Here is a 19,544-nt window from a genome sequence, read left to right on the forward strand (position 1 = left end):
AGTTCAATTTTTTGTTTCTTGCACTTTTTTTGTTACACGAATTTTATGGATACGCCGCTTGCCCACTTCCGCTACTTTGAAAAGGTATCCGTTAAATTCAAATTCAGGTTGCTCCTGCATGGCTGGAATACGTCCCAATGTCCCAATCACAAACCCGCTCAAAGTGTCGTAGCTGCCCTCAGGAAGGTTCGTGTTTAAAATCTCATTTACTTCATCCAGATGGCAGGTGCCTAAAAAAACATGAGTATTCTCATCCACCTGTTCATAATCCGTTTCCTTTTCATCATGCTCGTCAAAAATATGCCCTACGATGTCTTCGATCAAATCTTCCATCGTTACGATGCCTGCTGTACCGCCATACTCATCAATAACTACTGCCATGTGCTCACGGTTCTGCTGAAGCTCCTCCAGTAATTCATCGCCTTTTTTAGATTCTGTTACGAAGTACGGCGATCGAAGGATCGAGTAGATGTCCCACACTCCCTCTTCATTAGATGTCAAATATCTGATGAGATCCTTGACATGCAGTATCCCTATGATACTATCAAGGCCTTCGTCATATACCGGGAATCTGGTAAAGCGCTCTGAAGCTACAACTTTGATGATTTCGTCTCGTGAAATCCCAGCATGAATTGCCTTCATATCAACACGATGCGTCATGAGCTCGGAGGCTGTTTTATCGTCAAAATCAAACAGATTATGGATGATCCTCCGTTCACTTTGTTGGATCGTCCCTCTCTCCAAACCAGCGTCTACCAGCATGCGGATTTCCTCTTCTGAGGCTTCTTCATCTTCTGCATTAGGATCTACACCAAACAACCGGACCACTACATTTGTAGACGCCGTTAACAGCTTAACGAATGGGGATGCCACAATGGACAATGCATTAAGAGGAATGGCTGCAAGCATGGCAATCGGTTCTGGCTTCTTCATGGCCAATCGCTTGGGCACGAGTTCCCCAAACACTAATGTAAAATATGACAAAATAAGCGTGATTGCAATGACAGCCAGCTTATCTAGAAGTGCTGGAGATATTGTCATTCCTAATGAAAGCAAATAGTCCACTAATATGCTTGAAAAACTGTCTGCTGCAAAAGCACTAGCTAAAAAACCTGCCAAAGTAATTCCAATTTGAATTGTCGCTAAAAATCCACTAGGTTCGGAAACCAACTTGTGAATAATAGCCGCTTTTCGATTGCCCTCTTTCGCCAGCAGTCTTATCTTATTATCATTAATAGAAATTAAGGAAATTTCCGATGCAGCAAAAAAAGCATTAACCAGAATCAACACGATCAAAACGATGACTTCAAATGTCAAGTTGTTGTCCTCCTCAAATTAACTTCTCAATAAAAGCAAGGGCACCTTCCAATATTCCTTTTATTAACATTATAACTTATTATGAAGGAAAACAATCATTCAATTCAAAAGACCGTTTCCTAAGGAAACGGTCTTTACAATATTTATATGGTTTTATTATTTTGCAACAATATGCATGAGCTCCTCCTGTTCACGAATTTGCCTGTTCTGGAGTGGGAGCACATCACTGTAGTCCAGTGTGTTCGTAACGATCACCGGTGTAACTGTATGGTAGCCTGCCGCCCGGATCTGTTCTAGATCAAATTCGAGAAGCAACTGTCCTGCTTTTACGCGATCCCCTTCTTGTATATGAGTGCTGAAGAATTCGCCATTCAGCTTGACCGTATCGATTCCGACATGAATCAAAATCTCCGCGCCTTCATCCGACACTACAGCTAGAGCATGCTTCTTCTTAAACGCGACCGTTACCGTCCCATCAAAAGGAGCTACGACTCGTCCAGAATCTGGCTCAATCGCGATTCCCTTGCCCATCGCTTCGGAAGAAAATGCTGGATCCGGCACATCCTCCAAAGAAACTATAGTACCGCTAATAGGACTTAATGCAGTGACACTTAATTTATCAGCAGTTCTATCACCAGAAGGAGCGATCACCGACTTAACTATTTCTTGCCCCTTCTCTTCCTCCTCAACAGGATCTTTAAAGCCCAAAATATAAGTTAGCACAGCTGAAAGAATAAAGGATGTCGTAATTCCTAAAATAAGTCCTGGAAAACCTTGACCACCAGGTCCGTAAAAAATAGGTAAAGTCAAAAGTCCTGGGGCGCCCGATGCAAATGCCTGCGTACCCGCCTGGCCGATGATCGCTCCGCCTACGCCCCCACCAATGACGCCCGCGATAAACGGTCGTTTCAACGGCAGAGTTACTCCATAAACCGCTGGTTCGGTGATTCCGAACAATGCGGAGAGTGTGGCTGAACCAGCCAAAGTTTTCAGCTTTTTATTCTTTGTTTTTAACATAACACCGAGAGCCGCACCCGTTTGTGCAAATACCGAAGCCGTTGCCGGTGGCTTAATACTGTCTTTGCCGTAGACCGCGACATTATTAATGAACACCGGCACAAGTCCCCAGTGAACCCCGAAGATAACGAGCAGCTGCCAGCCTGCGCCAAGGATTGCTCCTGCAAGAAGCGGACTGAAAGCAAATACGGCAAGCAAGGCATCTGCAATGCCGTTACCAACATAGACGCCGAATGGTCCAAACACAATCAAGGTAAGCGGTAACATGATAACTAGAGAGATTAATGGCGTAATAAAATTTTTGACGCTTTCGTGAATATATCGATTACAAAGCTTCTCCAATTTACTCATAATGATAACTGATAGAATAATCGGAATAACCGTTGACGAATAACTCATCATAACGACAGGAATACCAAAAAAATCAATTGGTCCTTCCGTATCTTTTAATGCTGTGATTGATGGATACAAAAGCGCTCCAGCGATCGTCACGGCCGTAAACACATTTCCCCCGAACTTTCTTGCTGTTGTAACGGCCAGCAGTACAGGCAGGAAGTAGAATAAGCTATCCGCTGCTGCAAACAGTATGATATACGTTGGTTCCGTCTTTTCCAGCCAATTGAAATTTTCAGCAATAAGAAGCAGGCCCTTCAGGATACCGGCTCCCGCCATAACGCCTAGCAGAGGAGCAAAAATACTGGAAATAACGTCGATCAGGCTCCCTAACCCAAACCTTCTGGCTTGCGGCTTTTCTTCCGCCTTCGACGAATCCTTCAAAATGCCGGAGATATCTCCGATCGCACTATACACCTCTGGAACGGTATTGCCAATGACAACCTGAAACTGACCTCCGCTCTCCTTCACCGTTATAATACCGACGGTTTTCTCAAGTTTTGCTTTATCCGCTTTGGCATTGTCCTTCAGAACAAACCGCAGACGGGTTGCGCAATGGACAAGAGAGACCACATTCTTCTCGCCGCCAACGCCTTGGATAATTTCTTTTGCTAATTTCTCATAACTCATGACCTGCACCTCCATGCTTCACGTAAAAATGGTAAACTTTGGAATGTAGGGGCAAACAAAAAACCTAAGCAGATGATAAATATTAGACACTTCTGTCCTATTTATCACTACTTAGGTTTTGCCTGCATGACCAGTAACAATCCCATTACAGATGTTATATCGTTGTGTTGGGTATAGAATATAACGCTTTTCATCAATTGTCAACGCATATATTTTTTTGTCGAAATTTCTGCATGTCTATGGGCCGTGTTAACGATTTACTATTCGCTCGATATGTACGGTTAAATATAGCATTTCCTCGCTAGTCAGCTCATGTTCATACTCTTTTTCAACAAATAATTTAATTTTTTCGGTACAGGCAGCAGCTTCCTGGTGCTTCTCTTTAATCATCAAGTAGAGCGACTCATAATTATTATCGTAATGCTTCCCTTTAAATACTCGCTGTGCGAAAAATTTCAAATGGGTAATAAAACGGAATTAACTCAAAGATTCCTCATCGAATTCCGTTTTGTAATGATATTTAACAATATTAATAATGCTCTGCATAAACTTGGTAATATTCATCGTTGTGTTGACTTCTTCGTTCATTTCCGCCGTAATGAGATGAATGGCGATAAAGGCTGCTTCATCCTCAGGAAGCTCAATGCCGAACTTCTCTTTAATCTGATTCAGCGTTCTTAGACCAATCTGAAATTCTTCTTTGTAGAGCTGTTTGATTTCCCATAGCATCACGTTCTTAATTTCCATACCCTTCTGCTGTCTTTCGATGGCAAAATTGATATGGTCGGTCAAGGAAACATAAATATTCTCATTCAATTTCTTCCCTAGCTGCTGTTTGGCATATTGGATCATTTCCTCCACAATGACGACGAGTTCAATCGGCACCTCTCGCAGGAGCATTTTAAAATTAGCAGAAGTCTGCTCGTTTTTCAGCGCAAATACTTTCTCGATCCGGCTCTCGTCAACCTCGTCGCCAGGCTTTTTCTTGAATGCGATCCCCCTGCCCATAACGACCAATTCCGCTCCATCTTCCTGAAAGACGCTGATAACATTGTTGTTAATGACTTTGGCTACTTTCATTTTTTCCCGTCCTTTACACTTGGCAAGAATCGGCTGCTTGCTCCCTTATTATGTAGAACAAAAAAACCTAGTGCGCAACAAAATAAATTAAGACCTTTGATCTTAAAATTCTTGCGGCATAGGTTTTGCCTGCGGCAGCAGTTACAATCCTAACAATAATAATTTAGAACTAAGTTTAGCTTGTTCATTAGCTATTGTCAACGCTTTCAACCCCAAAAGAAGCCTTCGCATGAAGGACTTCCTTTGGGTGAAACCGTCTGATGCTTAGTCACCTAAATTCCCACCGTTAGATTGAATAACCTGCTTGTACCATTCGAAGCTTTTTTTCCTAATACGCCGCAAAGTCCCCTTCCCTTCATTGTCACGATCCACGTAAATATAACCGTAGCGTTTTTTCATTTCACCAGAAGATGCACTGACGATGTCGATGGGGCCCCAGCTCGTATAACCGATAATTTCCACACCATCTTGGATCGCTTCGTTCATTTCGGCAATATGTCTCTTCAAATAATCGATACGGTAATCATCCAGAACTTCTCCTTCGGGTGTTACCTCATCGACCGCACCCAAACCGTTCTCCACGACGAACAAGGGTTTCTGATAGCGGTCATAGAGCTGATTGGCAGTAATTCGAAAGCCTTTAGGGTCGATAGTCCAGCCCCATTCCGACTTGGCCAAATAAGGATTGGCAACAGAGCCGAACACGTTACCGCTGGTCATGTTTTTTGTCACTTCTGGATCCGTGCTTGTCGTCCGGCTGGAATAGTAACTGAACCCGATGTAATCAACGGTATGTTTCTTCAATATATCAGCATCGCCAGGCTCCATCTCAATGTTGAGCCCATGATCCCGGAAAAACCGTTTCGCATATCCTGGGTATTCGCCCCGCGATTGCACATCGATGAAAAAATAAGACTCGCGATCTTTTTCCATACCTTGAAATACGTCTTCCGGGTTGCAGGTAAACGGGTAGAAACTTCCCGCAGCCAGCATGCAGCCGATAACTGCATCCGGAATCAGCTCATGACATGCTTTGACAGCCAATGCGCTTGCGACAAGCTGATGATGAGCCGCTTGGTATTTAATTTGCATGACATTGTCGCCTTCTTTGAAAACTAGGCCCGCTCCTAAGAATGGAAGGTGAAGCAGCATATTGATTTCATTAAAGGTCAACCAATATTTTACCTTGTCCTTATAGCGCTCCAAAACGGTTTTGGCATACGTTTCGAACAAGTTGACCAGCTTGCGGTTTCGCCAGCTTCCGTATTTCTCAATTAAAGCAACAGGCACGTCGAAATGAGCCAGAGTCACTACTGGCTGAATGTTATTCTTCAGCAGCTCATCGAACAGGTCATCATAAAATTGTAGTCCCGCCTCATTCGGAACAGCATCTTCTCCTGTCGGATAAATACGAGCCCAGGATATCGAGACGCGCAACGCCTTAAAGCCCATCTCGGTGAACAACGCGATATCCTCCTTGTAGCGGTGATAAAAGTCGATCGCCTCATGAGAAGGATAGAACTCGTCCGCCAATGGCGTGAAAGACGGAACATTGCCTTTCATAATCTCTCTTCGCTTATCGCCCGTTGGGAGCAAATCAACCAAGGTTAGTCCTTTGCCATCATCAAGGTAGCCTCCCTCGGCCTGATTCGCCGCGATCGCCCCACCCCATAGGAAATTTTCCGGAAAAGCAGAATTGTACATCGATTGTTCTCCTTTCAAATGTGTGTTAGTCTCGGGCAAGATGCTAGAATATAAAAAAACCCGAACAACACCGGCACGCACACGAAGTGCAAGCAGGAGTGTTCAGGTTATGCCCGATTGGTAACATCCCTTGAATTCTATAATGTTGAATAAAGTTATATACTAAAACACTAACAATAATTCAGTTAGCTGTCAACAACCATCAACCGAATTTATATACAATCAAAATAATTCCTTATTTCTCAAACCGAAACCAGCCAAAATCGAAATTACTTCCCGGTAAAAAAATGAAAGTTACTTTCTGCATCCCTTTTATCTTCTCAAGAGCGAATTGACGTCCCTCATACCCATCGGTCTGCGTAAACTCGACGAGCTGACTGGTTTCTCCCTCTTCAGAGGCAAACCGGACATGGATCGTATTCTTGTCGATCGATGAACGACCGGAAATGATGAGCTTGCTCACCCCCTCACTTCCAAAATCCATCTGCTCGAATACGAGGGACACGTTGTTGCCGATTCCTTCGACACTATTTTCCCTTATCGTATACGTATCACCGTAGATCCGGTCGCTATGAGCAGCAATATTCTGCTCAAAGGCTCTGTTCTTCAGCACAAAGGAAAATCCTTTGATGTGCAGCTTCTGCCGTAAGACGAAGCAAATCGAAGTCACGCCGCGCAGCCTTTTGGACAAAAGGTACGTCTCCTCCTGATAGACATTCCACCTTGTCTCTTTCTGATAAATGACATCGGCCAGCAGTAAGCTTTCTTCCTCTCCTGGCATCCCTTCCCAGATTTCCAACGGATACTCTTCGCCGGATAAGGCAAATATCGGAATGGTGATCGTGTCGGAGCCGTAAGGGCCAAAATCAATCTCTCTGAATCCGACGTGAGTTTCACCGTCCCTGCTTGTAGCTATACCCCTTTCGTTCCCGTTGCCAACTTCACCTTTACTGTAGTCGTATAACCCCGCTGAAATAAATTTATACGGATCCTTATAAGCAGCGCCTAGGCCCTCAGCTGTAAACTCCAATTGGGATATCTGTTTAATTGAATCTGTTCCGTTCTTGCTCATGCAGCGTAACCGGAATTCCCCATCTCCTAGGGCTGTAATCCTTGCTTCTTGACCATTGGCTTCAACTTTGGCAATGTTCGATTCGATTCCCGCGTCGTTCACGACGGCCCATTCGACCTCCTGATAGGACGCATTTGGCGGATGGAATCTCGCCTTAACGACCATTTTCCTTCTCGCCGGATTAAATTGTTGACCAGCTTCGCTAAGCAATTCGATCTTGCGGAGCGGAATCTCCTCCCTATTCCCCATGATGCACGGCAACTTTTGATTCTCTGTACTCGCGGATACTCCCAGGAGCACAGATCCTTCCACGGAGAGAGATTCAAACTGCGCTTCTGCGCTTTCTAAACCTCGGGAAGTCACTTTAATATGCAACGCTCCAGGCTCTAAAGTGGAACCGATAATTGCCATCAGCTTGCCGCTAAACAGCCTTCTACTCCGGCCCTTGTACGGATCGTAATCGGTACTGTCCCCATTATCAAGGCCAAGCAGCCGCCCGGCTCCCATAACCTTGACCTGTACCCTGTTATTAGCATTCTCTACTGCATTCCCATCCTCATCTTCCAGTGTAATTTCTACAAAAATAAGATCTGTGCCATTGGCTATTAGCTGATCCTTGTCTGCATTTAATTTAATCTTCTTCGCATCCCTGAAGGAGCATCTTATATCCGTGGCAATGATTTGACCAGCCTCGTCATATGCGATTGCCTTCAGTTCACCTGGCGCATAAGGAACTTTCCACCAGCCGACAAGCTCGGTTCCATGCGCATGATCAAGATCATGTATGCCTACCGTCTCCCCATTGAACTGCAATTCGATTCTCGGCGCATTCGAGCAGACTCGGACATCGATCATTTGACCGGGATTGAAATCCCAATAAGGCAGAACATGCACCATTGGCTTGACCTTATAGTCCGTCCAGGCAGATTGATAAATATAGTATGAATCTTTCGGAAATGTAGCCGTATCAATTTGCCCAAAATACGAGTTCTTTGTATGGTACGGGGTCGGCTCACCGATATAGTCAAACCCCGTCCATATAAATTGCCCCAGTGAGTAAGGGGTGTCCCGTTCCGCCAAAATGCATGCCTCCGCAGATTTAGCGCCCCAGCTTGTAGAACTATTGCCAAGGGCTGAGCACTGCTCATCATCATCGGAGAGAATGGATTGTTCGAAGGGGAAATGATAAATACCTCTGCTCTGTACAACAGAGGCTGTCTCGCTACCATAAATGATCCAGTCCGGATGTTCCCTATGGTGCTGCTCATAATATTTTTCCGCATAATTATAGCCTGCTACTTTGACGATATCCGCACATTTCTGCGCATTCTCCCAAGGCATGTAGTTCGAACCGATCGTTACTCTCGCATTCTGCTTCGGATCAAATTCCAGGACGGCATCCATGAGCATTCGGGTAACTTCCTGTCCTCGCTCATCGGCATGGGTATCATAAATCTCATTTCCAATACTCCACATCAGCAGACTCGGGTGGTTGCGGTCCCGCATGACCCAGCTTTTTACATCACGTTGTGCCCATTCCTTAAAAAACCTTGCATAATCAAATGTAGTCTTCGATCTTTCCCACATATCAAATGCTTCCGAAATGACGAGCATCCCCATCTCGTCCGCCAAGTCCATCAGCTCTTTGGCAGGCATATTATGAGCTGTACGTATCGCATTTGCTCCCATCTCCTTCAAAATGGTAAGCCTTCTTCGCAATGCAGTTTTATTAAAAGCAGCACCGAGCGCTCCTAAATCATGATGTTCGCAGACCCCGTTTAATTTCATCTTTTTCCCATTGAGAAAGAATCCAAGATCAGAATTGAGGTGGACACTTCTAAATCCAATATTATGGAAAACGATTTCAATTACTTCGGCCGGCTCTTCCCGTTGATCATTCCCTTGCCCCGGCCCAACTATCTGCAGACAAGTAATGAGCTTGTAAAGATTCGGTTCATCAGTGCTCCAAAGCTTAGGCTGCTGGACGATCAACTTTTGACAATTTACGGTCGTAGGTGCGTCGGTAGCGGTTACTGTGTCTGATGTTTCAGCGATAATCTCATCCTGATCCAGAATCGCATGGGAAACGTATACCGCCTTGTTAATGCTCAACTCGGAGTCGATCTCGATCTCCCAGCCTTGTTCTATTTGTTTCGTCGAAATATAGACGCCATCGGTCACAATATGATTTCGGTCTCTCTCCTTGAGCCATACGTTACGATAAATGCCTGCGCCTGAATACCATCTGCTATTAGGGCTTTGGTGCACAACCTTCACAAGGATTTCATTCTCTCCCTCAATCAGATAATTCGTAATCTCATGCTCAAATGAGGAATACCCATATTTCCATTCACCTACAAGTTGGTCATTAACATAAACGTAAGAATCCATATATACTCCTTCAAAGCTTAGCAAAATCTGTTTGCCTTCCTGGAAAAAGTCAAATTTCTTACGATACCAGCCAATACTGTTTTCATATAGATCTAGCGTATTGTAGATCAGCCAATCATGGGGGATATCGACAGGTTGGAAAGAAAGACCTACAGCATCTTTCGTCTCTAGACCACTTTTTGCAAACTTCCATCCATCATTAAACAATGTCTTCTTATTCATGGTTGGCATGCTCGCTTTCCTCATGAATTTTAATCCAATATTAAGTTGCAAAAGTATTACTACTTCCTACTATAGCATGCTTAACAGCACGATGAAGGGGATTGGAAGCAGTTCTAAGGTTTTCTAAGCATTTTCTTTAAGCGTCTACTTTAAGGCTCACATATCGATACTAAACTGCGCGAAAAACAAACTATTACACTACTGTATTTGTCTCGTACCAAACTCTTAGAATTGCATAAGCTATACCAATCCAAATAAAAGGAGTGATATCTTTGGCAAATAGAGATGTTCGTCTTGCTCTTTGGTCTGGCAACAACTTTTCGGTTCGTCGTATTCTGCTTAGACGTGGTGGTGTAGCGATTCGTGATCTTGGAGCATTCCGGTTTAACAATGCTCTCTCAAGCTTTAGACTCAGAAACGTCGCTCAGAGTTCTCAAGTTACGTTGGTTCTATTCTCACAAATTAATTTCCAGGGTTCATTCCGTGTGTTCCGTGGCAGCCAAAACGTAGCGAATCTAAGTAATTTTAACTTTAACAATGTCACATCTTCATTAATTTTGGTAGGCCGCAACTTGACAAACAGTGAGATTGCGCAAATTCAAAACACGGCGAGACCACCACAAGACGTACTCGTTATTAGACAATAATTCCGAGAAGGGTGCCTACTGGCACCCTTTTTTTAACTATATTTTCAAATAATGCACAACCTTTCTCCTAAGTAGTAAGCCTTAAATTATTACACATTTAAACATTTATCTACAAAATGTTAATACATGATATAAATGGAGTAGTTCCTTTTATACCTCTCCTGAAATAGTTCATTATATTAAACTCGTCCTGTAAGAATAACGGCTCATATATTTTTCTCATTTCAATGCTATAATAACCCCGTTCAGTTTTTGTAGAGAAATCAATTTCTTAGAGAGGAATGGAGGGTAAACCATGATTGTGAAAGGTCACCAAAAGCTTGTCAGTCTTCTGGTTGCCTTGGTTCTGGTGGGAATTCACTCCCCCCCTGTTTATGGAGAGAAATCATTGGTTAAAGCTACATGGATATGGCAAACGGATATGATTAGGGATGGCGGGGAGCAAATCCTCAGTTTTTCCCGTAATGAAGGCATTAACTTAATTTACTTGCAGATCAATCGACAAATGCCGAGAGAAACGTACAAAAATTTTGTAAAACGTGCACATCAGGAGCAGATCAGGGTTCATGCCTTGGGAGGTGATCCAAGATGGGCACTGACGGAACATCGGGATGACATGCTTGGATTAGCTGATTGGGTTATGAACTATAACGACAACGTATCGTCGGAAGGCCGATTCGATGGCGTACATCTCGATATCGAACCGTATGTGCTTGCCCAGTGGGAAGACGATCATAATGCGATCATTTCATCCTGGGAAGGTAATCTAAAAGTATTTCTCGGCAAATTATCTGGATCAGGGCTAGAGCTAGGGATAGATATTCCCTTTTGGTTTGACGATTTCACCCTGCCGAATGGCACGAGCTTAAACGAGTGGCTCATAAATGCTTTTGACCATGTGACGGTGATGGCTTATCGGAATCAAATTGATTCTGAGAATGGTATCATTATTCTCTCACAAGATGAACTTAAACTCGCCGATAAGTTGGGAAAAAAAGTTTTGATTGCGGTGAATACCAAAGAGATGCCGCACGCAGTCCACACCACCTTTCATGGACACAGCAAGGAGCAAATGGAACAGACACTGCAGCTATTATCTACTAATCTGAGCTCTCATTCCTCCTTTGTAGGACTAGCTATCCATGATATTCGAAATTGGAAAAATATGCACAAGGATGGCGCAGGAGATGACACGCCGCCTGAAGACTCCCCTTCTCCGAAACCGGTACCCGAACCTGAACCAGCGCCAGATCCGGCACCTGATTTAGAACCTGTACCGGTGCCTGAGCCGCAGCCTGAACCCGAACCAGTCAACTGGGTGCCTGAGGCAGATGCCGTTCTACGTGATCCGATCATAAGAGGCACCTATGTTTGGGAAGCTCATGAGGTCATTGAGAACAGTCAGGAAATTCTTGATTTTGCGATGGAGAAACAACTGAATTGGCTATATGTGCGGTTAGATTTGCAACAGCCGTTCAGCTCATACTCTTCATTTGTCAAGGAAGCAGCAGCAGCTGGAATCGAAGTGCATGCCTTAGGGGGAACACCAACTTGGGCATTAGAAGAGAATTTGCCATGGATTATGAGGCTGGTCAATTACGTAAAAGACTATAACCGCGCAGTACAAGGGGATGAACGTTTTCATGGAATCCATGTAGACATTGAACCCTATGTACTCCCAGAATGGAGAACTGATCCGCAGCAAATCATTACCGAATGGACCTCAAATATGGATGTATTCGTTAATGAACTGAAAAAGGACTCCAATCTACAGGCAAGCATGGATTTGGCAGTATGGCTAGATAAATACAAGGTTACGGGTGAAGACATGTCTCTTAGCAAGTGGATGATTGATCGTATGGATCATGTCTCTCTCATGGCCTTCCGGGATTCAGTCGAAGGATCCAATGGAATTATCGACGTTACCAAAGAAGAAATCGCGTTTGCGAATGAGCTAGGCAAGCCGATTTACATTTCGGTAGAAATGAAAGAAAGCCATGAAGGCCAGCATATTACCTTCCATGAGGAAGGGGCAGCCTACATGGAAGCAGAGCTTGCAAAGCTGCAGGAATTATTAAAGGATTCCTCGTTTAAAGGAACCCTTGTACATGCCTACATCTATTGGAGGGACGCAAAGCCATAATGCATGCTAGCATCTCTCCTTCACCCCTATGCTCCATAAAAGCATAGGGGTTCTTATCTGTTATAATCATCAATACTGAAAATTTGACTTCAAAAAAATAGACCGTCCTCTTAAGAAAACGGTCATAATCACTATAACTATGTCTCTGTCACAGAAATTCTTCTTGCAAAATCAACAAATTGGAACTTGTCCAGCCGATGTCTCGACTCCGTATATTGAAAAAGCGTCGTATCCTCCAGGTGAACATACCCCCGAACGACAACCACATGCGTATCATCTTTTAATTCCATGTACTGATGGTCCAAGTCTGTAGCTCTTTCCACGCATATCACTTTCTCTGCGTAGCTGATCTTCAGCAACAGCTCTTGTTCAAGATATTGATAAATGGAATCTGCGGCAATTTCCTTCGTCAGCTCTGGCACGACTTCGGCAAGCAAATAATCGATATCCAGAATGATGCGCTCCCCGTCGATTTCTCTGGAGCGAATTACTTTCCAGATCGGCTGATCTGCTTCGATCCGCAATTCCTTTGCAATATCATTGCCAGCCCGAACGCGTTCGGTAGCATGGACGATGGTCCGGCTCTTCTTGCCCAGTCGCTCGGACAGCTCTTTATAGCTAACCAGACCGGATATCGGAAATTTAAGCCTGCCGGTATCCAGAACGAAAGAACCCTTTCCTTTAATTTTATTGATATAACCGTTCTGAGCCAGCAGATTTAGCCCCTTACGCACGGTTTCTCTCGATATCTGGTAAGTTGCGGCCAACTCATTTTCTGAAGGCAACTTGCTTCCTGGCGGTAATACTCCTGTATCGATTTGTTCAGCGTAATCCTTGTAGAGATTCAAATATATATTATTCTTCATCACCTGATCACCAACATTATTGTATCATGATTTACGGCAATGTCATTATATCCATTCCCTGTCCTCAGGACTCCAAAGAAAGCGAAACGCGAAGCACCGGTTCTTTGTTTTGAATCGCTGCTCCTTCATATTCCTTAGCCACCTGAATCCCTTTCTGGCCGTCTGGTACAATAATCGGGGTAATCATCGGAAGTCCAGCTTGTTCAATACGCTCTTGATCGAACTCCAGCAGCAGCTGTCCTTTCGAAATGCTCGACCCAGTCTCTACATATGAAGTGAATCCTTCTCCTTTCAAGGAAACGGTGTTAATGCCGACATGAATCAATATTTGAATACCGTGTACATCCGTAAGAATCAAAGCATGCTTGCTCTTAATCAAATGCGCAACTGTTCCGTCAAAAGGAGCATAAACCTTACCTTCGGATGGTTTAATGGCAATGCCTTGACCCATTTGTTTCTCCGCAAAAGCTGGGTCAGGAACTTCAGACAACGGTACAATTTGTCCACTGATTGGAGCTGCGATTTCTATCATTCGCTGATTGGAGTTATTATTGTTCTCATTTGCAATGCGGTTTATAGTTGCATTCGTTTCTGTTTGTGGTTTCGCCACCATGCCGTCCGAACTGCTATGCACCTGTTGACTGGATTGTCTGGATACCTGATATCTACCGTACAACAGCGTCCCTGTGAAGGGGATTACAAGCACAATGGCTATTCCTAAGAAGAAGACTCCCCATTGGTTCGGAAAGATCGATAAGAAACCAGGAATGCCGCCTACGCCAATCGAAGACGCAAGTACATTATTTAGAGCTAACAATACCCCCGCAATTCCAGAACCAATCATTCCAAAGATAAACGGATATCTGTGACGGACATTCACGCCGAATATTGCTGGCTCGGTAACACCTAAGAAGGCCGAGATCGATGAAGTTACTGCTAATCCCTTAGCTTTTTGTTCTTTGGCAATAAACATCATAGCCAGGGCTGCCGCACCCTGCGCAATATTGGCTAAGGCCAGCATCGGCCACAGAAATGTCCCGCCTTGACTGCCAATCAGTTGAATATCAACGGCTAGGAAAGTGTGATGCATTCCTGTAATAACAAGCAAGGAGTATAGGCCACCATAGATAAGACCTCCTAATGCCGTAAAGGATTCAAAAATGCTGACCAAGCCTGAAGTAAGGACGTTACCTATGGCAAAAGTGACCGGACCCACGACGATAAATGCAAGGAATCCGGTAACCAGCAAGGCTACAGGTGCCACAACAAGCAGCTTAATGGAATCATGCACTCGCTTGTTCAACAGCTTCTCTATCTTCGCTAATATATAAGCCGAGACAAGCACTGGCAATACCTGGCCCTGATAACCGATTTTCTCCACTTCAAATCCGAACAGATTCCACACCGGAACAGTACCTGCCAGCTTGGCATCGGCATATTGATAGGCGCTCATGAGATCCGGATTGACGAGAATCAAACCTAATACGATACCTAGCAGCGGACTTCCACCAAATTGCCGAACCGCTGACCACCCGATCAGCACCGGCAGAAAAGTAAAGGCCGTACTTGCAATCAGATTAATAATCGAAGCTACGTCTGCCCACTCTGGATGCACTTCAATTAAAGATTGACCTGGGTAAAAAATATCTGGCCCAGTCAATATATTATTAATTCCAAGAAGCAGACCTGCCATCACGATGGCGGGCAAAATCGGAATGAATATGTCGGCAAGCGTCTTAATTGCTCGTTGCAACGGGTTCTGTTTCTTACTCGCGAGCGTTTTTACATCATCCTTGGACGACCGAGCCCCACCGGTAAGATGAATCATCTCATTGTAGACTTGATCAACGAGCCCGGGCCCGATCACAACTTGAAATTGGCCTTGGGTGAAGAACTGTCCTTTTACGAGCTCATTTTCATCCAAAGCCTTGGAATCAACCTTACTTTCATCCGCAAGGGCAAATCGTAATCTGGTTACGCAATGCGTAGCGGCTTCAATATTATCTTTACCGCCAACGGCCTCAATGATCCGCTCTACATTTTTGCGATCTATGTTTGCCATTATCATCGGCTCCTGACTTTTAAAAAATAGTAGTTCATATCATTAAATAATTCAATTAACGGTGTTAATTAACCACATATATGAGCCAAATGGTGGCAACTTCACGCTAACCGCTAATTCCGGCGCCTTTTCCGTATTGCCGAGGAGCAGCTCTTTTGAGCTTGCTGTCGATAGAGTTGCAGCGAACTTGACAGGAAGCTCGAATCGTACTTCATTTCGGCTAAAATTCGAGATAACAACTAGAGATTGCTCCTTATTTTTTCTTGTATAGGCATAGACCTGAGGATGTTGTTCATCAAGACGAGTGTATATACCGTCCGTCAGCACCACGAGATTTTTACGCAGCTCGATTAATTTCCTGTAGTGATGATATATCGATTTCGGATCTTCCACCTGCGACCGCGCATTGATGGTTGGATAACGCTCATCGATCTTAATCCAAGGGGTACCCGTCGTAAAACCTGCCTGCTCGCTATCGTCCCACAGCATTGGCAGACGTGAGTTATCTCTAGAACGTACCCGTACGATATGGGCTGCCTCTTCTGCCGTTTTTCCTCTTTGTTGAAGAATTTCATACATATTACGCGATTCGATGTCGCGAAATTCCGAGATGTCGCCCCATTTTGGATCAGGCATTCCTATTTCTTCACCCTGATAAACATAAGGCGTCCCCTGTAAGCCGTGAAGTGTGGTAGCTAGAAGCTTAGCGCTTTCCACCCGGTATTCGTCATCGTCGGTAAACCTTGTGAGTGCTCTTGGTTGGTCGTGATTGTTCAAGAATAGCGCATTCCAGCCTCCGCCCTGCTGCATGCCGATTTGCCAATCAGAGAGCAGCTGCTTCAGCTCCTCAAAATCATACGGCTTTAACTCCCATTTTTGACCATTCGGATAATCCACCTTCAAATGGTGGAAATTGAAAGTCATGGAGAATTCATTCTCCTCAGGCTTCGAGTAACAAATACAATGCTCTAACGTCGTGGATGACATTTCTCCTACCGTAACCAGATTATAGGGCCTGAACACTTTTTCATTCAGCTCTTTCACGTATTCATGAACACGAGGCCCATCCGTATAGAATCTGCGGCCATCTCCAGGAGGAATGGAACCGTCATCATTCGGAAATCGCTGATCCTTGGAAATCAAGTTAATGACATCCATACGGAACCCGCTTACACCTTTCTCCGCCCAGAAGGTAAGTATATCCACGACCTCTTGTCTAACCTTCTTGTTCTCCCAATTCAGATCCGCTTGCGTTTTATCGAACAGTGTTAAGAAATATTGCCCTGTTCCTTCATCATACTGCCATGCGGAACCGCCGAATTTAGATTGCCAATTATTTGGCGGACCTCCGTCTGGGGCTGGATCCTTCCAAATATAATAGTCGCGATAGGCGTTATTCCGAGACGATTTCGCCTCTTTGAACCATCGATGCTCAGTGGATGAATGATTCACCACTATATCAATCATCAAGTGCATGTCTCTAATTTTTAGCTCACGTACAAGTTCGTCAAAATCTTCCATTGTGCCAAATGCTGGATCGATGTTGTAATAATCCGCTACATCGTAACCGTTATCATTTTGCGGAGATACATAAACAGGCTGCAGCCATACAATATCGATCCCTAATCCTTTTATATAATCCAGCTTCTCAGTAACTCCACGAATATCTCCTGTTCCCCGGCCGGTCGTATCCTTAAAGCTCTTTGGGTATACTTGATAAACTGTTGAAGTTTTCCACCAATCTTGAGGTTGGTTTCCCTTAATCTGCACGAAGCTTCCCTCCCCTTCATCTTGTATATACAGGTCGCGCTTAAGTTATATTATACCTGTATATACAGGCTGTCAACCTATAAATATAAATACCCACTTTTTACTAAAGAGACTAATATTTTTGGTTAGAATTAAAAAAGTATACAGCACCGCACATTCACAAATATGACAAAAAAGCCTTCCCTAGGGGAAGGCTCTGCTGCTCTTTATGTTTCCGTTCTTTCAAATGTAATTTTCGATTTTCGATGCCTTTTTGGGATCGCCACTAATTCGATGAGAAGAAGCCTGCTGAAATTGATCTGCCATTTGAGCTAAATGTGCAGAAACCGCAATCTGTTTACGGAAATGAGGTTGCCGATTTGTTTAGGATGAATCGCCTATGACGGAGACACAAGCTGAATGGACGCTGATGCTACCTCACGCCCATTAACCAGCAGAACAATCCGGTGTTGGCCAGGATAATGGCGGCGGGTGGTCAGATCCTTCCAGCTATGTTCCCGCGAGCCTTCAAGTTGAGCTCCTCCGGGCAAGTCTCTATCTGCCAAACGGAATAATTTGCGCGAAGTCAGGCCATTAGCTTTTACAAAATCGATGCCGTATTCGATGCGAACGCGTACAGGACTATTTTCGCGAAATTGAATGGTATAGTTCAGCATGCTGCTCTCGCCAATCTTCAATACATCTTGGTCGACGGATAGAGAAACGGAAGTTATAAGTTCTTCTATATCAACCGACTCTGTGTAACCAAATAACTTCATGATTTCGGGTTCCGCTTTACGAATCATTGTGCGGCAACCATGACGTACGATCCAATCGGTGTCCGGATTGTCACCTAGCCACTCACGAGCGAGACCTATAACGACCGCGGGATGATCTTTAGCGATATCATTTAAATTATTGGCAACGCTTTTGCGGACATATAGCGATGAATCGGCCTTCAGCTGCTCAAGCAATGCCAACACAGGACTCGGATCACGTTTAAACATGGGCAAGGCCTGTCCCCAGGGCAAGCGTGGTCGACAGCCCTCACTGGCAAGACGGCGTACATGCTCGTTAGAATGCTTGGCCCAAACCATCATTTGCTGCATCATCCGTTCGGGCTCACGCAGCAGAAATTTGCGAACCGCAAACTCGGCGGATGACTTCGAAGTAAACCGTTCCAATGCTTGCATAGAGAGTTCCCAATGCTCGTTCGATTGACCATGGACTTCAACATAATCTGGAAAAAACAAATAGGGAAATCCGACGCATTCCTCGTCTATCATATAAAGAATTTGAAGGGCCTCTTCATAATTGTCGGGAAGATGCTGTCCCAACGTAGAGCTGATACGGCGTATTCTATCTTTAAGCTCTAGTTCATTCCAGGGATCAATCATTACGTCCTCAATAAATCTGCCAGGATCAAAGCTGCTATAAGCTTTCTGCATTTTGTTGCCGAATTGATATAGAAAATCTACGTTATACATCGATTTTAATGACTCAGCCATTACTAATCTCCCTTACGAACTTATAAACTTATTTAGAATTATACTCTGTTTTTATATCTTTTCGAGTGTTTAATCTATTTCACCGAAACTCCTCGAAAAGCATCATTCCAGTACGAATCCCGCCAAGCTTCATCATCGATTTCTAGATTTACGTCTACACCGCAAATGCCATCATCTAACCAATCATGTTCAACGAGTCTAGCTTCCTTCGTATAATTAATGATTAGAAGAGTCACCTTGCCTTTAACTAGCGAAGCCAGACTATCTCTCAAGCGTATCGCTTCCTCATAGCTGCAGCGCTCACGGACAAACAATGCCGAGTCGCTCTGGGAAGCCAAGCTAATAAAGCGGCTGATGCGTCGATCCAATTTCGCTTTAAAATCATTATAATTAGTGATCATCTGATTATCGCCGGAACAAGGAAAATCGTGAAAGGAATGGGCGTTGTACACTGTATCCTTAACCGAAAAAAATCCATTATGCTTGCCGAGAATTTCTAAATTCCGTTCTTCCATATACCCATGGAATCGTTGATCTAACAAACGAATGACATCTTTTACTTCATGAATAATCACCCAATCAATGGGTGCTGAGAAAGTTCGGAGCGATAATCTCTTCAATTGGTAAGCAACCATGCAATTATAACCAAGGCTCATCACGAAATCATACGGGCGCTGCATTTCAGATCGTCTCATGTTTATACCTCCCTATGAATACCGATTACTAATATCATATTCACGCCT

Annotated in this window: 11 protein-coding genes and 1 pseudogene; 2 read left to right on the top strand and 10 right to left on the bottom strand. The window is 44.1% G+C overall.

Annotated elements, in window-relative coordinates:
• Positions 1 to 3: 3 nt before the first annotated feature.
• The 5 genes and pseudogenes from EIM92_RS16615 to EIM92_RS16635 all read right to left on the bottom strand — a co-directional run bounded on the left by EIM92_RS16615 (position 4) and on the right by EIM92_RS16635 (position 9,826).
• Positions 4 to 1,317, bottom strand: coding sequence for a hemolysin family protein (locus EIM92_RS16615; RefSeq protein WP_125083595.1), 1,314 nt, complete (start codon positions 1,315 to 1,317; stop codon positions 4 to 6).
• A 156-nt stretch (positions 1,318 to 1,473) separates the two neighbouring features.
• A complete protein-coding gene (locus EIM92_RS16620) occupies positions 1,474 to 3,357 on the bottom strand; it encodes a beta-glucoside-specific PTS transporter subunit IIABC (protein ID WP_125083596.1) in 1,884 nt (627 codons plus the stop codon).
• Positions 3,358 to 3,606: 249 nt separating this feature from the next.
• Positions 3,607 to 4,437: pseudogene (gene licT, locus EIM92_RS16625) on the bottom strand (BglG family transcription antiterminator LicT).
• A gap of 264 nt (positions 4,438 to 4,701) precedes the next feature.
• A complete protein-coding gene (locus tag EIM92_RS16630; RefSeq protein WP_125083597.1) occupies positions 4,702 to 6,141 on the bottom strand; it encodes a 6-phospho-beta-glucosidase in 1,440 nt (479 codons plus the stop codon).
• Between the two features lie 235 nt (positions 6,142 to 6,376).
• Positions 6,377 to 9,826 carry a glycoside hydrolase family 2 TIM barrel-domain containing protein gene (locus tag EIM92_RS16635; protein ID WP_125085243.1) on the bottom strand — a complete coding sequence of 1,150 codons (3,450 nt, stop codon included), beginning with the start codon at positions 9,824 to 9,826 and terminating at the stop codon, positions 6,377 to 6,379.
• A 272-nt stretch (positions 9,827 to 10,098) separates the two neighbouring features.
• On the opposite strand from EIM92_RS16635, the gene EIM92_RS16640 reads away from it, so the two are divergent.
• Entirely contained in the window at positions 10,099 to 10,473 is a 375-nt protein-coding gene (locus EIM92_RS16640; RefSeq protein WP_125083598.1) for a hypothetical protein, read from the top strand.
• Positions 10,474 to 10,768: 295 nt separating this feature from the next.
• The gene (locus tag EIM92_RS16645; RefSeq protein ID WP_125083599.1) at positions 10,769 to 12,616 is read left to right on the top strand and encodes a hypothetical protein; all 1,848 of its coding nucleotides are present in this window, start codon (positions 10,769 to 10,771) and stop codon (positions 12,614 to 12,616) included.
• 137 nt (positions 12,617 to 12,753) lie between these two features.
• On the opposite strand, the gene treR is transcribed toward EIM92_RS16645, so the two are convergent.
• From treR to EIM92_RS16670, 5 genes are all read right to left on the bottom strand, one after another.
• Complete coding sequence (gene treR / locus EIM92_RS16650) at positions 12,754 to 13,482, bottom strand: trehalose operon repressor (RefSeq protein WP_125083600.1); 729 nt, start codon at positions 13,480 to 13,482, stop codon at positions 12,754 to 12,756.
• A gap of 64 nt (positions 13,483 to 13,546) precedes the next feature.
• Positions 13,547 to 15,544, bottom strand: a complete 1,998-nt coding sequence (treP, locus tag EIM92_RS16655) for a PTS system trehalose-specific EIIBC component (protein ID WP_125083601.1) — start codon at positions 15,542 to 15,544, stop codon at positions 13,547 to 13,549.
• A gap of 51 nt (positions 15,545 to 15,595) precedes the next feature.
• A complete protein-coding gene (gene treC, locus EIM92_RS16660) occupies positions 15,596 to 17,314 on the bottom strand; it encodes an alpha,alpha-phosphotrehalase (protein WP_125083602.1) in 1,719 nt (572 codons plus the stop codon).
• A 377-nt stretch (positions 17,315 to 17,691) separates the two neighbouring features.
• Positions 17,692 to 18,801 (bottom strand): DNA alkylation repair protein, encoded by a 1,110-nt coding sequence (locus EIM92_RS16665; protein WP_125083603.1) that lies wholly within the window; start codon positions 18,799 to 18,801, stop codon positions 17,692 to 17,694.
• Positions 18,802 to 18,875: 74 nt separating this feature from the next.
• Positions 18,876 to 19,496 carry a DUF1796 family putative cysteine peptidase gene (locus EIM92_RS16670; protein ID WP_125083604.1) on the bottom strand — a complete coding sequence of 207 codons (621 nt, stop codon included), beginning with the start codon at positions 19,494 to 19,496 and terminating at the stop codon, positions 18,876 to 18,878.
• Positions 19,497 to 19,544 lie beyond the last annotated feature (48 nt).

Source organism: Paenibacillus lentus, from assembly GCF_003931855.1.
In the GTDB taxonomy this organism is placed as follows: Bacteria; Bacillota; Bacilli; order Paenibacillales; family Paenibacillaceae; genus Fontibacillus; species Fontibacillus lentus.